At 64.5% G+C, this 17,818-nt stretch carries 21 protein-coding genes; 8 read left to right on the top strand and 13 right to left on the bottom strand.

The window, feature by feature from the left end; genetic code table 11:
• The first annotated feature begins 11 nt into the window (after positions 1 to 11).
• Positions 12 to 800: a (2Fe-2S)-binding protein gene (locus tag AU187_RS02295; protein ID WP_059100424.1), complete on the top strand. Its 789-nt coding sequence runs from the start codon at positions 12 to 14 to the stop codon at positions 798 to 800.
• Between the two features lie 125 nt (positions 801 to 925).
• Here the strand turns inward: AU187_RS02295 and AU187_RS02300 are convergent, their stop codons facing one another.
• The 4 genes from AU187_RS02300 to AU187_RS02315 are packed head-to-tail and all read right to left on the bottom strand — an operon-like array spanning position 926 to position 3,959.
• Complete coding sequence (locus AU187_RS02300; protein ID WP_059100762.1) at positions 926 to 1,567, bottom strand: TetR/AcrR family transcriptional regulator; 642 nt, start codon at positions 1,565 to 1,567, stop codon at positions 926 to 928.
• A gap of 10 nt (positions 1,568 to 1,577) precedes the next feature.
• A complete protein-coding gene (locus AU187_RS02305; RefSeq protein WP_059100423.1) occupies positions 1,578 to 2,651 on the bottom strand; it encodes an NAD(P)H-dependent amine dehydrogenase family protein in 1,074 nt (357 codons plus the stop codon).
• A gap of 10 nt (positions 2,652 to 2,661) precedes the next feature.
• The gene (locus AU187_RS02310) at positions 2,662 to 3,525 is read right to left on the bottom strand and encodes an SDR family NAD(P)-dependent oxidoreductase (RefSeq protein ID WP_059100422.1); all 864 of its coding nucleotides are present in this window, start codon (positions 3,523 to 3,525) and stop codon (positions 2,662 to 2,664) included.
• Between the two features lie 20 nt (positions 3,526 to 3,545).
• Positions 3,546 to 3,959: a VOC family protein gene (locus AU187_RS02315; protein ID WP_231740363.1), complete on the bottom strand. Its 414-nt coding sequence runs from the start codon at positions 3,957 to 3,959 to the stop codon at positions 3,546 to 3,548.
• A gap of 64 nt (positions 3,960 to 4,023) precedes the next feature.
• Between AU187_RS02315 and AU187_RS02320 the strand changes: the two genes are divergently transcribed.
• The 4 genes from AU187_RS02320 to AU187_RS02335 all read left to right on the top strand — a co-directional run bounded on the left by AU187_RS02320 (position 4,024) and on the right by AU187_RS02335 (position 6,386).
• Positions 4,024 to 4,497: a hypothetical protein gene (locus AU187_RS02320; protein WP_156425347.1), complete on the top strand. Its 474-nt coding sequence runs from the start codon at positions 4,024 to 4,026 to the stop codon at positions 4,495 to 4,497.
• A gap of 161 nt (positions 4,498 to 4,658) precedes the next feature.
• Positions 4,659 to 5,156, top strand: a complete 498-nt coding sequence (locus AU187_RS02325) for a flavin reductase family protein (RefSeq protein ID WP_059100761.1) — start codon at positions 4,659 to 4,661, stop codon at positions 5,154 to 5,156.
• A 55-nt stretch (positions 5,157 to 5,211) separates the two neighbouring features.
• Entirely contained in the window at positions 5,212 to 5,610 is a 399-nt protein-coding gene (locus tag AU187_RS02330) for a VOC family protein (protein ID WP_059166201.1), read from the top strand.
• A gap of 77 nt (positions 5,611 to 5,687) precedes the next feature.
• The gene (locus AU187_RS02335; RefSeq protein ID WP_059100418.1) at positions 5,688 to 6,386 is read left to right on the top strand and encodes a type 1 glutamine amidotransferase domain-containing protein; all 699 of its coding nucleotides are present in this window, start codon (positions 5,688 to 5,690) and stop codon (positions 6,384 to 6,386) included.
• Here AU187_RS02335 and AU187_RS26105 read toward each other — a convergent pair.
• The 4 genes from AU187_RS26105 to AU187_RS02355 are packed head-to-tail and all read right to left on the bottom strand — an operon-like array spanning position 6,383 to position 9,201.
• Positions 6,383 to 6,778, bottom strand: coding sequence for a MarR family winged helix-turn-helix transcriptional regulator (locus AU187_RS26105; protein WP_082683669.1), 396 nt, complete (start codon positions 6,776 to 6,778; stop codon positions 6,383 to 6,385). The genes AU187_RS02335 and AU187_RS26105 overlap by 4 nt on opposite strands.
• The gene (locus AU187_RS02345; RefSeq protein ID WP_059100416.1) at positions 6,744 to 7,541 is read right to left on the bottom strand and encodes an SDR family NAD(P)-dependent oxidoreductase; all 798 of its coding nucleotides are present in this window, start codon (positions 7,539 to 7,541) and stop codon (positions 6,744 to 6,746) included. Before AU187_RS02345 ends, AU187_RS26105 begins: the two co-directional genes overlap by 35 nt.
• Before the next feature lie 14 nt (positions 7,542 to 7,555).
• The gene (locus AU187_RS02350; RefSeq protein WP_059100415.1) at positions 7,556 to 8,371 is read right to left on the bottom strand and encodes a carboxymuconolactone decarboxylase family protein; all 816 of its coding nucleotides are present in this window, start codon (positions 8,369 to 8,371) and stop codon (positions 7,556 to 7,558) included.
• Complete coding sequence (locus AU187_RS02355; protein WP_059100414.1) at positions 8,371 to 9,201, bottom strand: mycofactocin-coupled SDR family oxidoreductase; 831 nt, start codon at positions 9,199 to 9,201, stop codon at positions 8,371 to 8,373. Before AU187_RS02355 ends, AU187_RS02350 begins: the two co-directional genes overlap by 1 nt.
• Positions 9,202 to 9,312: 111 nt before the next feature.
• Here AU187_RS02355 and AU187_RS02360 point away from each other — a divergent pair, with 111 nt between their 5' ends.
• Positions 9,313 to 9,885 (top strand): TetR/AcrR family transcriptional regulator, encoded by a 573-nt coding sequence (locus tag AU187_RS02360; protein WP_156425346.1) that lies wholly within the window; start codon positions 9,313 to 9,315, stop codon positions 9,883 to 9,885.
• An 86-nt stretch (positions 9,886 to 9,971) separates the two neighbouring features.
• Here the strand turns inward: AU187_RS02360 and AU187_RS02365 are convergent, their stop codons facing one another.
• Both AU187_RS02365 and AU187_RS02370 read right to left on the bottom strand, forming a co-directional pair.
• Positions 9,972 to 12,245: a beta-glucosidase family protein gene (locus AU187_RS02365; RefSeq protein ID WP_059100413.1), complete on the bottom strand. Its 2,274-nt coding sequence runs from the start codon at positions 12,243 to 12,245 to the stop codon at positions 9,972 to 9,974.
• 98 nt (positions 12,246 to 12,343) lie between these two features.
• Positions 12,344 to 12,955, bottom strand: a complete 612-nt coding sequence (locus tag AU187_RS02370) for a dihydrofolate reductase family protein (RefSeq protein WP_059100412.1) — start codon at positions 12,953 to 12,955, stop codon at positions 12,344 to 12,346.
• Positions 12,956 to 13,089: 134 nt separating this feature from the next.
• On the opposite strand from AU187_RS02370, the gene AU187_RS02375 reads away from it, so the two are divergent.
• Together AU187_RS02375 and AU187_RS02380 are read left to right on the top strand one after the other, a co-directional pair.
• A complete protein-coding gene (locus tag AU187_RS02375; RefSeq protein ID WP_059100411.1) occupies positions 13,090 to 13,527 on the top strand; it encodes a hypothetical protein in 438 nt (145 codons plus the stop codon).
• 92 nt (positions 13,528 to 13,619) lie between these two features.
• Entirely contained in the window at positions 13,620 to 14,240 is a 621-nt protein-coding gene (locus AU187_RS02380) for a TenA family protein (protein WP_059100759.1), read from the top strand.
• Positions 14,241 to 14,286: 46 nt separating this feature from the next.
• Here the strand turns inward: AU187_RS02380 and AU187_RS02385 are convergent, their stop codons facing one another.
• From AU187_RS02385 to AU187_RS02395, 3 genes are read right to left on the bottom strand one after another with little or no spacing between them, the layout of a single operon-like run.
• Positions 14,287 to 15,432 carry an acyl-CoA dehydrogenase family protein gene (locus AU187_RS02385; RefSeq protein WP_059100410.1) on the bottom strand — a complete coding sequence of 382 codons (1,146 nt, stop codon included), beginning with the start codon at positions 15,430 to 15,432 and terminating at the stop codon, positions 14,287 to 14,289.
• Entirely contained in the window at positions 15,429 to 16,892 is a 1,464-nt protein-coding gene (locus AU187_RS02390) for a flavin-containing monooxygenase (RefSeq protein ID WP_059100409.1), read from the bottom strand. Before AU187_RS02390 ends, AU187_RS02385 begins: the two co-directional genes overlap by 4 nt.
• A complete protein-coding gene (locus tag AU187_RS02395; RefSeq protein ID WP_059100408.1) occupies positions 16,889 to 17,815 on the bottom strand; it encodes a hypothetical protein in 927 nt (308 codons plus the stop codon). Before AU187_RS02395 ends, AU187_RS02390 begins: the two co-directional genes overlap by 4 nt.
• Between the last annotated feature and the right edge of the window lie 3 nt (positions 17,816 to 17,818).

Below are 17,818 nucleotides of genomic sequence, written 5' to 3' on the forward strand. Positions count from 1 at the left end.
CGTCGACCACCTTGGGCTACAACCAATGTCACCGGACGCACGGCACGGATAGCCGTACACGGGCGCAGCCGTGGGCGGATCGGCGCCGGGTCGAAACGGCGCTGGCGAATGCCGCCGAGCTGGGCCCATACTTCGCCCTGCACCGCGATGCGACCCGAATTCCGCTGCCGCCACAGCAGATGTATCAGCGGCGACGGCTTCAGTCGCTACTCAGTGACGTCGCAGAGGACATCGGTACCGACGAAGGACGCGTCGCGGCATCCACACTGCAGTACGGCTTTGCTGCCCGGTGCTGGTCGGTGGTGCTCGGAGTGTGGCACCACGCAGGGTTGCTGATCGACACGCGTGAACTCGAGCTCGTCATAACCGCGCCCGGGTCAATCGCATTGGCGATGGGTGATTTACGCGCATGGGACTGCGCATCCGTGTCTGTCGACGAGGCGGCAGCCCTCATCGCCGACGCGGTGATCGCCCACCCGCTGGGCAGCTTGCACACGGCGCTGCACCGGGTGGTCCGGATTGCCGACGGGCTGCTGTGGGGTAACGCGGCCTCAGCGCTGGTTTCGGCCCCTCAAATCGTCACCGAGAAACGGCCCAACGTGCGACTCACCGCCGTGACCGCGGCGATACTGTCGCGCTCACCGCTGGCCAACCGGCTTGCCATAACCGCCAACAGCGAAGTTCGACGGCGCAGCTGCTGCCTTTGGTACCGCACGCGGCACCAAGACAACTGTGCCGACTGTCCGTTGACGGGTCGCGCCACTATTCGTCGGCGAACAAACACAGCGCCCGACCACTAACCAGGAGCACACGATGAGGGTCGTGTGGAGGCTGCGCGTCCGGGCGGCATACGAAAGCCGTCATCTGAATTTGCGCACGACGAGAGACAGTGCCGACGGTTCACATGCCCCGCCCGTGGCGGAAATCAGCTGCGGACATCGCGGTGCGCTCCCCGTGCTCGGATGTAGGTGTTGAGCACATCAATGAGCGCTCTTCGGTCTCTGCTGGTGTCGAGCGGTTGAGGTGACACCATCTGCGCGAGAACGATTCCCCGTAGCGTCGCCCAGATGAGGTTGCCGATCTCCATGGCCTGCGGTGCGTCCAGATCTTCGCCGAGATGCCTGCCGAGCTCGGTGAATTGTCGCATGGTGTCGGACAATCGAGCGTTGACTTTACTGTCGCGCGCTGCGCGGGTGGAGATGAGGACTTCGAGCGCGGCCATGGATGTCGGGCTGGAGAACGCCTGCCACATCGCGTCGACGACCAGCTCGGTGCGGCGATCGGTGGGCAGGCTCACGGTCTGCTCACGCAGACCTTCGAGGGCGTCGGTGAGTTCGGCGAGTCCCTGGTCGACCACCGCCATCAGGAGGCCGCCGAGGTCTCCGAAGTGGTATTGCACCACTCCCCAGGTGAGCCCGGCACGCCCGGTGATGCGACGCACGCTGGGTGCCGCGAAACCTTCGTCGAGGATGTACCGCACGGTTTCGTCGATGACGGCTCGGCGGGTGCGTTCGGCGCGTTCCTGGTTGCCGCTCGGCGGCCGCCGGGGTGCTGGTGACCCTGCCATGCGACCCATGTCACCACATGGTGCCGCGGAGATGGTCGAGCGGTCGTAGATTGTGGGCGGCGAGGATGCCGGCGGGCGCCCGGCACACCGCTTCGACGGCATTCACGGCCCGCGCGGCGGTGGCGACAACACCGCCGATGTTGTGGTCGATGCCGGATCCACCGACGTGGGTGTCGATTGTGATGCCGGGATCGCCGGCGACGGTGACGCGGTGCACGCCCGGCCTGCCATCCGGCGGATAGGTCCAGTGCGGCGCATCGGCCGGGGTGAGTCTGTTGATGTGCTCCATGGTGATGACAACCTCGCCGTCGCGGATGCCTTCCACGCCGAATCGGACTGCGGCCACCTGGCCGGGGGAGACGTCCATCATGGTCGTGGAGACCGGTTCGGGAGTCACCCATTTCTCGTGCCGTTCGCGCACTTCGTCGAGTGTCACGCCGAGGTCGCGGGCCAGGCTGCGCACCTGGGTTCCCCACATCGACGCCAGCACTCCGGGCGCGAAGAGGATCGGCTCGTGTTTGGGGTCGGTACCGAAACCGAAGCTGACACCGGTGAATTCGGCGTCGTCGTAACTGCCGTACTCGCAGATCTCTTGGACGGTGATCGCGGTGGCCCGGCCGGCGAGGCTCAGTGCTGCGTATACGAGGGTGTCGCCGGAGAAGCCAGGATCGATGCCGTTGACGTACAGCGTTGAGTTGCCGTCGTGACAGGCCCGCTCAAGCGGTTCACGCAGCCATGCGTCGGTGAAGTCGGGGGCGACCAACCAGACGAAGGATGTCCCGACGACGTTCGTCCCGGTGCTCAGGAAGCGGATCAAGTCGGCCAGTGCCTCGTGTGGACGTGTCTCGGCCTGGGAGGTGTAGACGACGCAGTCCGCTTGCAGCGCAACAAGTTCTTCGATGTCCGACGTGGCGATCACTCCGGTCGGACTGGGCAGGCCGCAGAGGTCTGCGGCGTCCCGCCCGATCTTGCCCGGCGACGCGGCGTGCACGCCGACGAGTTCGAGGTCTGGACGCCCGATGATGGTGCGCAGTGCGTGGATACCAACGTTGCCGGTGGAGAATTGAATGATGCGGCGGCTCACGGTGTTTCCTTCAGAGTAGGTCGGTGATGGTCTTGAGTCCCGCTTCGTAGAGGACGCCGGGAAGCATGCCGCCGTCGATCTCGATGGTGGTGCCGTTGATGTAATCAGCGGCGCCGGAGGCGAGGAACACGCATGTGCGTCCCACCTCAGCAGGCTCGCCGCCGCGTTTGAGGGGAATCGGGTCGAAGTATTTCTTGCCGCCCGGGTCATCCTTGGGCAGGACGAAGGACCGGAAGTTGTCGGTGATGGTGGGCCCGAGCGCCACACAGTTCACTCGGACTGTCGGGCCCCATTCCTGGGCCAGCGATCGCGTCATGTGGTTGAGGCCGGCCTTGGCCGCGCCGTAGGACACCAGCGTAGGGGAGCCGGCGGGATGGCTCGCTCCGCTGGAGATGTTGATGATGCAACCCGTGCTGTCTTGGGTTTTCATCTGCCGGTACGCCCGGATCGCGAACCACAACGGACTGATCAGGTTCATCTGCACGGCGAAGGCGTGGAAGAGCACGCTGCGTTCGTACTCGTCGTCACTCGTCGGTGCGCCCTGGATGCGCGAGACCAGACTGGGCACGGCGTCCACCGATGGTGAGGGCACGGTCCCGCCGGCGTTGTTGACCAGGATGTCGACGCGCCCGTAGGTGTCGACCACTCGTTTCACTAAGGCGTCGATTACCTGGTAATCCGCTTGGTCACAGACCATTTGAGCGGACCGGCCGGACCAGTCGGGGTTGGTCTCGGTGCCGGGCAATGCGTCCAGTGACGCACGCGAGCAGCCGACGACCGTCGCTCCGGCGCGAAGGAGTTCGTGCGCGATCCCCACTCCGACACCTCGGCTCGTGCCCGTGACAATCGCGACTTTTCCTTGTAATTCGGCCATTTCAAAACTCGTCTCTGTGGTCATGGAAGGTCGGTCGACAGCAGGGTGATGGGCAGTCCGAGTACCGACAGTTCGAGTTCGTCGAGCGTCCAGCCCTCACCCTTGCGATGTTGGCGAAACTTTGTCGTTGCCCCGTACCGAGCGGCGATAGCTTCCGCGCTAGGCGCATCGGCGACCCGGACCACCAGGGAGTACACGCCGTCTCCGTGGCGCGCCAGGAAGTCATCTACCAGACTGGATCGATCCTCGAGTGGGGTCACCAACTCGACGCCGCCGTCCCAGTCCAGGAGCACGCGCAGCCCCACGTCATCCAGTTCGAACTCGGAGAATCGGAAGCCCAGGTCGGTGAACAGAGCAACGGTGCGCTCGATCCGGTGGCCGGCTACAGCGATCACCACGTGGTGCATCGTCGGCGATACCTTTCGGACGGACACGCCAAAAGATTACACGTGTTATTTTTCTACCACCGCAGTATCGCCAACATTGATGGAGCAGACGATGAGCAACGTTCCGAGTCGGCGCGCGCGATTGGCGCACGCCGCAAAGCACGCTGAGCTGTGGAACGCCGGCAAGAAAGACGAATGGGTCGCGTCGTGGCGCACCATCTGCCCAGGCGAGGTGCGGATGTTCGATCCGGTCGGCACCGAGGAGAAGCGCGGCGTCGCGGCCGCCACGTCGGACGCGTTCGACATGTTCCAGTCGATCCTGAGAATCAAGATGATCACCGTCCAGGTCAATGGCGACGAGATGGCATGGGTGTGTGAGAACGTCTTCCGCACTGAGCCCGACGTCCAGACTGCCTACAGTATCGAGATTTTCGCGTGGGATGAGGCCGGCAACCTGCTGATCAAGACCTACTATCCGATGCCTGAACACGTTGGGCCGGACGGTGACCCGTACGCTCATCTTCTCGACGCAGCCGGGGAAGAGCATGGTCGATCCAACGAGGACCCTCCACCCCGAATTGGCTGAGAAAATCTGCCTTGCGATCCGACCGCGAGCAGGCAGTCCAGCTCGTTGTTATCTGCGCGCATGTCGTTCATCAGTGAGGGTGACGAAACGAGCGGGCTTCCCCCTTGCCGCTTCGCTGATTTGCGCCCTCAACGGACGTAGGGGCAGAGATAATGCTGACGATGTCGGAATCGGGAAGCGGGTCGTTCGAGGCACTGGTCGCGAGATTGGACTACCCGATGTTTTTGGTCACGACGCGCGCCGGTGACGACACAGCAGGATGTCTGGTCGGGTTCGCCAGTCAAACCAGCATCAACCCGCCCCGTTTCATGATCGGCCTATCCAAGAAGAACCACACATTTCGAGTGGCGCGGAACGCGACACACTTGGCCGTCCACGTGGTAGCTCGCCGGCAGCTCTTGTTGGCGCAGCTGTTCGGCAGCGAGACCGGCGATCGCGTCAACAAATTCGACCGCTGCGCATGGCACGGCGGGCCCGAAGGGTTACCGGTTCTCGACGACGCCGATGCGTGGTTCGTCGGGGCGATACGTCGTCGCTTCGATCTCGGCGATCACGTCGGACACTTGCTTGAACCCGTGGCCGGTGAATCGCCCGATGCACTCGACGACTGGATCACCTTCGCGGACGTTCGCGACCTGACACCGGGACACGAGGCCTGATTGACGCGACGTTGTGCGCCTTTGGCTGGGCGATTGCTGTGGCACGATACGAGGCGTGCTCGGTCATATTGGGCTGAACGTTACGGATCTTGCACGCGCGCAGGCGTATTACGACGAACTGTTGCCGTTGCTGGATTTTGAGGTGTTCCTCGCTGCGGATGATCAGTGCGCCTACAAGCCCGCCGGCGGAAAGCCCGGGACGTATCTGTTCTTGTATCCGGCCGCACAGCCGACGCCGTACTCGCGCGAGGGGACCGGTCTGCAGCACTTGGCTTTCATGGTGAAGACGCGGAGCGATGTCGATCGGGTACATCGCCACGTGCTGTCACGAAACGGGAGCGTGATCCATCCGCCGCGGTTCTTTCCGGAGTACCCGCCGCCGTATTACGCGACGTTCTGGCTCGATCCGTTCGGGATCATGCTGGAAGCCGTGTGTCACTACGACCGTGACTGATCCTCAACCTGGCCGCGACACGTAATAAGGAGCGCCAGACACTGGTGTCGATCAGTGATCGGCGTGATCCTTAGAGCATGACCAAGCGCATCCTGGACGTCGTCACCAACGTCGCGCACTATGAGGATCCCTCCGAGGCGACTGGACTGTGGCTCTCGGAGCTGACGCACGCCTATCACGTGTTCGCCGAAGCGGGGTACGAGCAGACGATCGTCAGCCCAAAAGGGGGGCCGTCACCGTTGGAGCCGCGGTCGTTGAAATTTCCGAACTACGACAAGACCGCGAAGGCCTGGAAAGCCGACGAAGGGAAGATGGCGCTGCTGGCCGACACCGCCTCGCCCGAGGAGATCGACTCGGCGGACTTCGATGCAATCTACTTCACCGGCGGGCATGCGGTGATGTTCGATTTCCCCGATAGTGAAGGTCTGCAACGAATTACCCGGGAGATCTTCGAGCAAGGCGGCGTGGTGTCCTCGGTCTGTCACGGCTACTGCGGTCTGCTCAATACCCGACTGTCGGATGGATCGCTGCTGGTCGATGGCCGCAAGCTGACCGGATTCGCCTGGTCAGAGGAGGTCCTCGCCCGCGTCGACAAGCTGGTGCCCTACAACGCCGAGGAAGAAGTCAAGAAGCGCGGCGCACGGTATGAGAAGGGCCTGCTTCCCTTCGTCTCGTACACCGTCGTCGATGGACGCCTGGTGACGGGACAGAATCCCGCGTCGGCCAAGGCAACGGCAAAGAAGGTCGTCTCCGTCCTCAGCGGGCAGAGACCTTAGGACAGCGTGCGAGCGCCGTCTGCGTAAGCACGCGTAGCCACCTCGAGGTAGCGCTGGACGCCCGCAAGTTGCTCAGTACTGAAATCCTGCAGCGCCTCTTGAATCGGCTCACGGACGCGAGCGAGTATCTCGTCGAGACCGGCTGGCCGGTGACCGGTGTGCGCGACCAGCGCTCGGCGCCGATCGGCTGGATCGTCCTGACGGCGAGCGAGACCCGCCTTCACGAGCCGGTCGACCACCCGGGTTGTCGCGCCAGTGGTCAGCCGCAGCCGGCGTGCGAGCTCTCCTGAAGTGATCGGCCCCTCCAGGTCGAGAAGGTTGCTCGCCTGATGACGACCAACACCCGGTCTGTGCGGGTCATATGGTGCGTGTCCGTTCGTCGATGAACGCATTCCAGTCCGACGCGCGGCTTACGAGGACGTCACGCACTTGCGGGTGGGTATAGACCATGAACGTGTCACTGAGGATCGCCTCGGCGACTTGCTCACCGACTTCCTCGGGCGTCAGTAGTGCGAATTGCGTTCCGGGCCCACGCATCTCGGGTTCGGGGCCGAAGGACGGCGGAAGCGATTCGATGATGTTGGTGATCACCGGTCCCGGGCACAGGACCGTCACGCCGATCCCGCGCGGCGCCAGGTAGAGCCGCAGTCCTTCGGAGAGTTGGATGACGCCCGCCTTCGACACCGCGTACGGCAGTCGGTCGTAGGAGTAGGTGAAAAGGCCTGCGAAGGAAGCGGTGTTGACGATGTGCCCGCTGCCCTGGTCGAGCAACGTCGGCAAGAAGGCGATGTTGCTGCGCACGTAGGACATCAGGTTGATGTTCATGATGCGCTGCCATTCGGTGAGCGGAAGGTGCTCGGGTAGACCGCGGGTGAGCACGCCGACGTTGTTCATCACGACGTCCACCCGGCCGAACTGGTCGAGCACGACATCCCTGAGCGACTCGAAGCTGTCCTCGTCGGCCACATCACACGGAACGCTGATCGATCGTGCACCTTGGTCCCGGATCTCTTCGGCGACCGAAGCCGCGCGATCCGGGTTGACGTCGGCGACGACGATCGATGCGCCGCGGCGGGACAGCGAGAGTGCGGCCGCGCGGCCGATGCCGCTGCCCCCGCCGGTGACGACTGCAACCTTGTCACGCAATGACTCCACGTCCGCGGCCTCCGTCAACCTTGCGCGTCGGCGGCCTCGGCGAGCACGCGCCGCTTCTGTTCACCGATGACCTGGTTCAGCCGGAACCCTTTGGCGCAGCCGTAATACGCGGTGAACTGCAATGCGACTTCGTCCATCTCGTCGAAAGAAATGTCGCCACTCTTCAGCGCCGCGTACACGTGCGACAGGATGGGGATATCGGCGTCCTGGAACGCCACGCACGCCACGGTGATGAGGCGCCGCTCCTTCATGCCCAGGCCCGGCCGCCGCCACATCTCGCCGAAGACGAAATTGAGGATGCCCGCACCTTGATAGGGGTCGTCTCTGGGGGGCGCGAATGGGATGCAGTTGACGTCGACGAACGCCTGTTCCCCGCCCTGGAGGCGCTTCTCGGGGTCGCTCTCGGTGGGCAGCGGGAGAAGTGGTTCTGGCGGGGGAGGCGCCTCGCCACGTTCATCGTGAATTCGTTGCCACTGAATGTCGACGAAGATGTTGAACCGCGACGCCTTGGGCCATCCGGCGTAGACAGCGAAATGCAGGACCGCTTCGCGCATTTCGGTGATCGAGATGTCACCGCTTTTCAGGGCGGCGTAGATGTGCTGCTCCAGCGGTGCGTCGGCGTCGGCCGCTGCCACACATGCCAGCGTGACGAACCGGCGGTCCCGCCGGCTGAGCACCGAGCGCGTCCACACGTCGGCGAAGACGAAGTCGATCAGTCCCTCGGCGATCGCGGGAGTGGTGTCGGTGGGTGGTTCGACCGTCATCACCTCGGTGAAGGCGCGCAGTCCGCGCTCGCGGCGGCTGGTGTGGACGGCATCAGTTGTGGTCATCAGAGCTTGTTGCAGAAGCCGGCGTCGACAGGAAAGGTGACCCCGGTGACGTACTTGGCGTCATCGGAAGCGAGGTAAGCGATGGCCGCGCTGACATCCTCGGGTTCGAGCATGTCGACGGGCATCGGATTCTGTAGGTGTGGTCCGCCGTCGGGGTAGGCCTCCAGGAATGCGGTCATCGCGGGATTCACGGCCATCATGGTGCGCACGGCGGTCGGATGGACGGTGTTCACGCGGATGCTATGTGGAGCAAGGGCATTGGCGAGTGTGCGCATCAGGCCCACGATTCCGTGTTTGGACGCCGCGTAGCCCAGCCCACCGCCCTGGATGCCGCCGAAGCCTCGAAGTCCGGCGGTCGAACTGGTGAAGATGATGCACCCGCCGCGCTGTCCGCCGATCACGTGTGGAATTGCGGCTCTGGCGGTGTGGAAGGCGCCGACAAGGTTCACGTCGAGCACGTCGGTCCACTGCTCGAGCTCTTCATCGATCGTCAATTCGCGGAACGTCATCGTCGCGATCCCGGCATTGGCGCACACGATGTCAAGGCGGCCGAACTGTTCAACACCGGCGTCGAGGGCGGACTGCAATTGATGGAAGTCGCGGACATCAGCGACGGTCGCCAGCATCTTGCCGCCGGCGGCTTCGACGAGCGCGACTGTCTCGTCCAGCTCATCGCCGGTCGCCATCGGATATCCGTTCGACCGGATGTCTGCGCAGATATCGACGCCGATGATGTTGGCGCCCTCGCTGGCCAACCGCACCGCATGGCTGCGGCCCTGGCCGCGGGCCACGCCCGTGATGAAGGCGACCTGGTCGTCCAATCTGCCCATTGTTGTCCTCGCTTCGTTGCGATTTCGGCTGAAGTTTTCCGCGCCGTCGTGGTGTAACGGCGTTACTCTCGAGCGCACAGTAACATCGTTACCGTGTCCGCGGGAGGCGTTATGCAAACGGCACCCACCGAGGGTCGACTGGAGACAGTTGCGTCGGACCCTCTGATCGGCATCGTCGTGGAACTGCTCGACACCGAAGGGTACGAGGCGGTTCAGCTGAGGGAGGTCGCACGCCGCGCGCGCATGTCACTGTCGACGATCTACAAGCGCTACCGCACGCGCGACGAACTCATCATCGCCGCGCTCGAATGGTGGTTGACCGCCAACCGTTACGCCGACCTCGCACCGGCGGATGACGCCACGTTGTACGGCGGGCTCATGCACATATTCCGAACGGTGTTCGAGCCGTGGGAAACCCATCCGCAACTGCTCAAGTCCTACTTCCGGGCGTTGTCGGGGCCGGGGGGAGATCGCCTCACCAAGCTCGGGATTGACGCGGTCACGCCGCCGGCACGCGATGTCCTCGCCCACGCTGATCCCCAGTTCGCTCAGGATCTCGAGCGGATCCTCACCAGCCTCGTGTATGGCGTGCTCGGCCAACTCGCCAGCGACGCCATCGACGTCACCGACGTCGTGCCGTCAATCGAGCGGGCAGTGTTCTGGCTCGTCGACGGTCGCTCATAGCGCGAACGAGAACCCCGTTTAGCTCGCGGTCGATATTTCCGGTAGACCGAAAGAACCCGCGAACAGTGACGACCGTCTACAGGGCGTTACGGCCCATCGTCGGTGTTGTTCACCGCGTTGAGCAGCGCCGCCGTGGCGGCCGACGGGAGCGTTCGCCCCGAGAGGGTGAGCACGTGGCTCAACGGCATCGACGCCACCATGCGCAGTAATTCGGGGTGCTGCTGCAGCGTTGATGCCTGAGCATTGTCGCCTTCCGCCATCAACTTCAGCAACGCCTCGCGTCCGTCCGGCCTGGCCATCCACTCCCCGACCGACGAGTGGACTGTCAGGGGCAAGGCGGGAACGGGCACGGTGAGATCGATGTCGGACGCCAAACGCAGGTCACGTGAGGACGCGCCGACAGCAATCCGGAACGTGCCGGGTTCGACGGTCCAGGCCCCGCGCTGGTCGTCCCAGAACGCGAAATCACGTTCACTCAAGCCTATTTCGACCTGTTGACTTTGCCCGGGCGCTAAATGCACCTTGCGGAATGCCTTGAGTTCACGCTGCGGCCGGTCGACCGACGCGGCCAGGTCGCTGACGTAGATCTGTGCGACGTCGCTTCCGGCTCGGCCGCCGGTGTTGGTGACCGTGAACGACACCGTCGCCTCGCTTCGCCCGGGATCCGGCACGTCGACACGAAGGTCGCTGTAGTCGAAGGTGGTGTAGGACAGGCCATGTCCGAATGGGTGGGCGACGGCGCGATGTGTCGTGTCGTACCAGCGGTAGCCGACATAGTGCCGCTCGCCGTACAGCACCCGCTGCGCGGTGCCCGGGAAGTTGCAGTAGGCCGGGGTGTCGGTCAATACCCAGGGAATCGTCTCGGCGAGCCGCCCGCCCGGCTCGGCCAGCCCGAACAGGATGTCGGCGGCCGCACCCCCGCCTCCTTGTCCCGGGAGCCACATCTCGAGGACGGCGCGGGCGTGCTGCTCGACGCCGGCTGTCAGCACAACACCGCCGTTGCTCAGGACCACCGCGATGTTGGGATTCACGGAGGCCACTGCGCCCAGCAGTCGGAGTTGATCGGCGGGCAGTTCGAGCGTCGTGCGGTCGAAGCCCTCCGATTCGGCGACCTCAGGTAGGCCGAGGAACATCAGCACGACCTCGGCACCCCGCGCCGCCGCCATGGCATCGGCGAGCAACGCTTCGGGAGCTGAGTCGTCGAGGGTGAACCCGGGCGCGAATCGGATCTCGCACCGACCGTCGACGATGGCAGTCAACTCGGTCAGTGCTGATTCGATACGGGTTGGGCGCACGTGGGAGCTTCCGCCGCCTTGGTAGCGCGGGGTCCGGGCGAACTCGCCGATGACCGCCACAGGCCCGCGGCGCGCCGGATCAAGCGGAAGCAGACCGTCATTGGTGAGGAGCACCGCCGACTCGGCGGCAGCCCGGCGAGCCAGGCGATGATGACGATCCCGGTCGACCACCCCGACGTCTGTGTCGCGGTCGTTGAGCAGACGCGCTGCCATCGCCAGGATCCGCTCGGCGGCTCGGTCGACAACCGACTCCTCGAGAGTTCCGCTCGCGACGGACTGCAGCACAGTCGCCGCTGCCGCACCGCCGCCGGTCCCGGGCATGATGAGATCGAGCCCGGCTTGCAGGGATGCAACCGGATCGACCACCGCGCCCCAGTCGGACACGACGACACCGGCGAACTGCCAGTCGTCGCGAAGAATCTCGGTGAGTAGCCACGGATTCCGGGCTGCCGGAACACCATTGACGGCGTTGTAGGCTGCCATCACCGTGGCCGGGTTTGCGTCCCGGACGATGTGCTCGAATGCCGGCAGGTAGATTTCACGCAGTGTTCGTTCATCGACCTCTGCGCTGACCCGCATGCGATGGGTCTCTTGATTGTTGGCCGCGAAGTGCTTGACCGACGCGCCGACACCGCAGCGCTGAAGGCCCCGTACCCATGCGGCGCCCAGTTCGCCGGACAACACCGGGTCTTCGGAGAAGTATTCGAAGTTGCGTCCGCACAACGGGCTCCGCTTGATATTCACGCCCGGGCCGAGCAGGACGTCGACTCCCAATGCGCGGCTCTCTGCGCCGAGTGCGGCGCCGATCTCCTCGAGCAGTTGCGGGTCCCACGACGATCCGGTCGCCGCTGCGGTCGGGAACGCCGTCGCCGGCTCGCACTCGTAGAAGTTCTGCGGCGCAGCACCTTCGGCCATCCGCCGCACGCCGTGCGGTCCATCGGTCAAGGTCAGCGACGGCACGTTCAACCGATCGATTCCCACTGTCGACCACATGTCGCCGCCGGTGACGAGCGCGGCCTTCTCCGCAAGCGTCATCTCGGCGACGACCGTCTTCGGGTCGAACATCACTGGCCTTTCGTTCGACCTACCAGCCTGTCATGCGCTGTGCGTGGTGACGGCGTGTTCGGGCCAACCGAAGGTGGGTTCAGTGTCGACAGCTCCCTTCAATCCGTCGCACTCATGTCCCCAGTCGCCGGGATGCCGTCGGCGAGGCCGTAACGCAAGTACACGGTCCCCTTGGAACTTATTGCGGGCGGTTCGAGGAGCGTGACGTTCGTGGGCACAGTGCCGTCGTCGAAGACCTTCTTTCCGACGCCGAGCATGAGCGGGTGCACCCAGAGGTCAACACGGTCGAAGAGCTTCTCCCGCAGCAGGGTCTGCACCAGGTTCAGGCTGCCGACGACCTTCACGTTCTCGTGCCGGTCGCGGACCTCGCGCACGGCGTCCCCCAAGTCGGGACCCAGCTGTGTAGACCCTGCCCACGAAAGGTCGGGCTTGCCGCGCGAGGCGACGTACTTCGGCACACGGTTGAAGAGCGTGGCGATCTCACCCTGTTGGTGCGGCCAATGGGCGGCGAAGATGTCGTACGTGCGCCGGCCGAGCAGCAGCGCGTCCGTGCCCTCGTATGCATCCGCGATCTGGGCGCCGGTGGCCTCGTCCATCAGCGGCGCCTGCCATCCGCCGAACGGAAACCCCGCCGGGTCCTCGTCGGGACCGCCGGGTGCCTGCCCCACGAGATCGAGGGTGGCGAACAGTTCTAGGTAGATGAGGCCCATGCGCGGACTCCTGATACGTCGGTGGTCACTATCAACAAATAGACTCGCGGCCGCGGGCAGAGTCATCGCCGGCGTTGGTATGCAAGTTCTCCTGATCCGCTAACACGGCCGTCGGCGCCGACGATTACAGGGACATGCCTCTGTTTCGTGCTGCCGGCGCGCTCGCTGTCGCGCTGACTGCGCCCTGGTTGTGGGTGGCAACGGCGCACGCGGAGGGCTTCGCGCAACTCGACCGTGTTCCGGTCGTGGCTTCCCCGACGTGTGCCGGTACCGTCAGCGCCGAGGCCCAAGTGGCCCCTGTGCAGGTCGGCGATCGTGTCGAGGATGGTGTCCGCGTTGCCATCCACTACGACGCCGCCATTTACGACGGTTCGTGCGCACTCACCGTGAGCGCCGACTGGGTGAATCTCGACACTGGTGCGTCGGGAAGCCGCGACATCACCGCCGTGTCGACGATCGACGGGCACTACGGTTTCATCGGCTACGCCAGCACCACGTTCGAGACGGGTAGCGGCACGGTGGTCGTCACGCTCAGCTCCCATCCGGGCGCCGAGATGCGCATCACGACTTGAGACCTACGCGCCTCGGCCCCAACCATCGCCAAGCGCCGCACGACTAGAGTTCGTAAGGTGCTCGGGTTCTGCGAGACGGCGTGGGAGGCGGCATGACGCTCGCAACGCAGTTGTGGACGGAGAACGCTGACGTGGTGGCCGAGGTGCTGGCCAACCCGTTCGTACGGGGTATCGGAGACGGCTCACTGGACCGCGATCTCTTCGCGGGCTATATCGCACAGGATGCGTTTTTCCTCGCATCGTTCGCCCGTGCCTATGGTTTGGCGTTAGCCCGCAGCTCGGACACGGCCACCTTGTTGACGTTCGCCGATTTGCTCGCCGGGGTGCGTGAGGAACTCGGGTTGCACGCGTCGTATGCGGCGTCGTGGGGGATCGACATGGCTGGCGTCGAGCCTGCCGCGGCGACGCTGGCCTACACCGAGTTCCTGCTGGCCACCGCCGCCACTGGTGATCTCGGGGTGGTGTGCGCGGCGATGACACCGTGCATGCGGCTCTACGCGCACATCGGAACCACGTTGGACGCCGACACCGCCGGACCGTACGCCCAATGGGTGCAGACCTATGCCGATCCGGGCTTCGAGGACGTGGCTGCACTGCTGGAACGACTGCTCGATCAGCACGCCGATGACGTCCCCTCCGCGCGTACTGCCTACCGGCGGGCGATGCGGCTGGAGCTGGCGTTCTTCGATGCGGCCCTGCTGCCTGGGGGCTGATGACGCGGCCGGCGATACGAAGATCCCCCGGGCGCGACCATAACCGTTAGAGGGAGCGCGCGATGATTTCCTTCATGATCTCGTTGGTGCCGGCGTAGATCTTCTGGACGCGGTTGTCGGCCCACGCCCGCGCTATCGGATATTCGGTCATGTATCCATAGCCACCATGGAGTTGCAGGCATTCGTCGAGCGCGGCCATCGAGCGTTCGGTGGTCCACCATTTCGCCATCGCGACCGTGGGGATGTCGAGTTCGCCGCGCAGATGCCGCGACACGCAGTCGTCGACGAACACCCGCGCAATGCGCGCCTCGGTGGCCACTTCGGCGAGTTTGAACTTGGTGTTCTGGAACGCGAACAGCGGCTTGCCGAACGCGTGCCGGTCCTTGGTGTATTGCACGGTCTGCGCCAACGCCTCCTCGACGCCCGCGGCCGCACCGACCGCGATGATCAATCGCTCCTGCGGCAGTTGGAGCATGAGCTGCACGAACCCTTGGCCCTCTTCGGTGCCGAGCAGGTTCGATGTCGGAATCCGGACGTCCTCGAAGAAAAGTTCGGAGGTGTCCTGGCCCCTCTGGCCGATCTTGTCCAGCACGCGCCCGCGCCGGAACCCCGGTCGGTCGGCCTCGACCAGCACCAGCGAGATCCCGCTCGCCCCTTCGGAGGTGTCGGTCTTGGCGACAACGACGATCAGATCGGCCTGAGCACCGTTGGTGATGAAGGTCTTCGAACCGTTGACCACGTACTCGTCACCCTCGCGGATGGCTTTGGTCTTGACGGCCTGCAGATCTGAGCCGGTACCGGGCTCGGTCATCGCGATCGCCGCGACCACCTCGCCTCTGGCCATCTTCGGCAGCCACTGCCGCTTCTGTTCGTCGGTGCCGTACGCGTTGAGGTAGTGCGCGACGATCCCGCTGTGCACCGACTGGCCCCACGACGTGTCGCCGATGCGCGCCTGCTCCTCCATGAGAACCGCCTCGTGCGCGAAAGTTCCTCCGCCGCCGCCGTATTCCTCGGGAATCGACATGCATAGCAGGCCCAGCTCGCCGGCCTTGGTCCACAGCTCGCGGTCGACGTGATGCTGATCGATGAACCTCTCGGCGTTGGGCTTGATCTCCTTCTCGCAAAACGAGCGGGCTAGTTCGCGCAGCGCGTCGAGGTCGTCGTCGAGCCAGCTGGAGCGGTATGCGGTCATGTCGTCACTTTCTGGACAGCGTGGTAATCGGGGTAGTGCAGGTCGGCCATCTGGTTGAGGTACTGGGTGGCGAAGCCGGGATACATGGTGGCGTTGAAGCCGTCTTCGGTCAGATACCAGCTGCGGCAACCCGAATTCCAGGTGGTCTTCGCCAGCCGCTGCTGGAGCTCTTCGTTGAAGCGGCGTTGGGCATCGACGCGGACGTCGAGGTACTTCAGACCCCATCGGTTCAGCGTCCGGATCGCCCGCACCGCGTATTCGATCTGGGCCTCCATGTACACAAGCGCCGAATTGTGGCCCGGACCCGAGTTCGGACCGAAGGTCAGATACAGATTCGGGTAGCCGGCGACGCTTGTGCTCTTGTATGCGTAAGCGCCGGAGGACCATTCGTCGCCGAGTGACCGTCCGCCCAGCCCGGTGACCGGGAACGGCGTGCCCGCCTTGCACACATCGAAGCCGGTGGCGAAGACGATCGCGTCGACCTGGTGCTCGATGCCGTCGGAAGTGCGAATCCCGTTGGGGCACAATGTCGCGATTGGCCACGTGATCAGCTTGCAGTTCTCTTTGGCCAGGGACGGGTAGTAGTCGTTGCTGATCAGTAGCCGTTTGCAGCCTGCGGTGAATCGCGGGGTGAGCTGGCGTCGCATCCAGGGGTCCTTGACTTGCAGGCGCAACTGCATCTTCGCGATTCCCTGCAGCGCGCGCGTCATCACCGTCGGCCACACCAAGCCGAGCGCCATGAACTCATGGACCCAGAACACACCTTTGCGCGCCGCGCTCTGGGTGACCGGAAGCTGCCGGTAGAGCCGCTTGTTCCACTCCGGAGTGCGGTACTGCAGCCGCGGCAGCACCCAGCCCGGAGTGCGCTGAAACACCTTCACCTGCGCGGCGGTCTTGACCAACTCGGGGATGATCTGCACCGCGCTGGCGCCGGTTCCGACGACGGCGACCCTCTTGCCGCTGAAATCGTATTCGTGATCCCAACGGGCGCTGTGGATCTTCTCTCCCGTGTACGTCTCGAGGCCGCGAATCGGCGGCAGGCTCGCGTTCGACAGCGGCCCCTGAGCCATGATGACCGAGGCACCGGAATAGGTGTGTCCGGCGGCGGTGGCGATCGACCACACGCCGTCGGACTCATCGAACGACAACGCGGTGACTTCGGTGTCGAACCGGATGAACCGGCGCAGGTCGAAGTTCTCGACCATCCACTCGATGTAGCCGAGGATGTCGTTGCTGCCCGAATAGCCTTGCGGCCAGTCCGGTTTCGGCGCGAACGAGTATGAGTACAGCAGCGACGGGATGTCACAGGCGGCGCCCGGATAGGCGTTGTCGCGCCAGGTGCCACCCACTGCGCTGGCACGCTCGAGGATCACGAAGTCCTCGATTCCACTCTGGCGCAACCGGATTGCCGCGCCGAGCCCAGCGAAGCCGGCGCCGATGATCACCACTGAGGCCGTCATGACGCCACCGGTTCGGGGGTGAGCTCGCGGATCCAGGACGGCACCGGCCGCAGCATCCGCTTCGGGTAGCGAGCCGACAGCGCGATCAGCGGGTCGGCGATGAACCGGCGGAACCGCACGTTGCTCTCGACGACCAGATTTCCGTGGCCGCGCACGATGCGGTACATGGGGTTGCGGCTGGTGTACTCGCTGCGGTCGCCCACGTTGGAGAACCGTTTGATGGCCGCGAACAGGCTCTCCTCCTTCAGTCCCATCGCGACCACGTTGTCACGCATCTTCGACAGCAGCGGGGTGTAGATGAGCACCCCGATCAGAAAGGCCGGGCTGGCCACGGCGCCGACGGTGTTGATCAGCAGCTTGCGGGCAGGCGCATTGCCGAGCAACTCCAATGCGTGGAAATCGACTGCGAGGTGCCGGGATTCGTCGGCGTTGATCAGCTTGAACGCTTCGTGGCACACCGGGTCTTGGACCTCGTCGAGGAGAAACTTGAGCAGGGCGCCGTCCAGCGCCACCTCGAGCATCGGGATGATGGTGCCGAGCATGCTCAGCGATGCCTTGTCGGCGTAGGTGTCGAGCCAGTCGATCGCGAGGCGGATGTTGATGTTCGGTTCGGGGATCTCGTCTTCTTCGAGCATGCCCCACCGGCGCATCAGGGCCAGTTCGGCATTGGCGTGGCGTTGCTCTTCGGCGTGGAAATACCGGTAGATCTCGGCAAGGGTGTCGTCGGACGCCTTCAGGGCCAGCGCGGCGAATCCGCGGGCACCGACCTGCTCGATCCACACCAGGTCCGACATGAATTCCTTGAGTTTGGGGCGCTGCTCGTCGGTGATCAGTTCGGCACCCGGGGCGTCCCAGTCGATGTCGCCGAGCGCCCACTGCCGGTCCTTGATCTTGGCCAGCATGTCGGAAAGGTCCATGGCCATGGC

This window comes from Mycobacterium sp. IS-1556 (assembly GCF_001499985.1).
Classification (GTDB): Bacteria; Actinomycetota; Actinomycetes; order Mycobacteriales; family Mycobacteriaceae; genus Mycobacterium.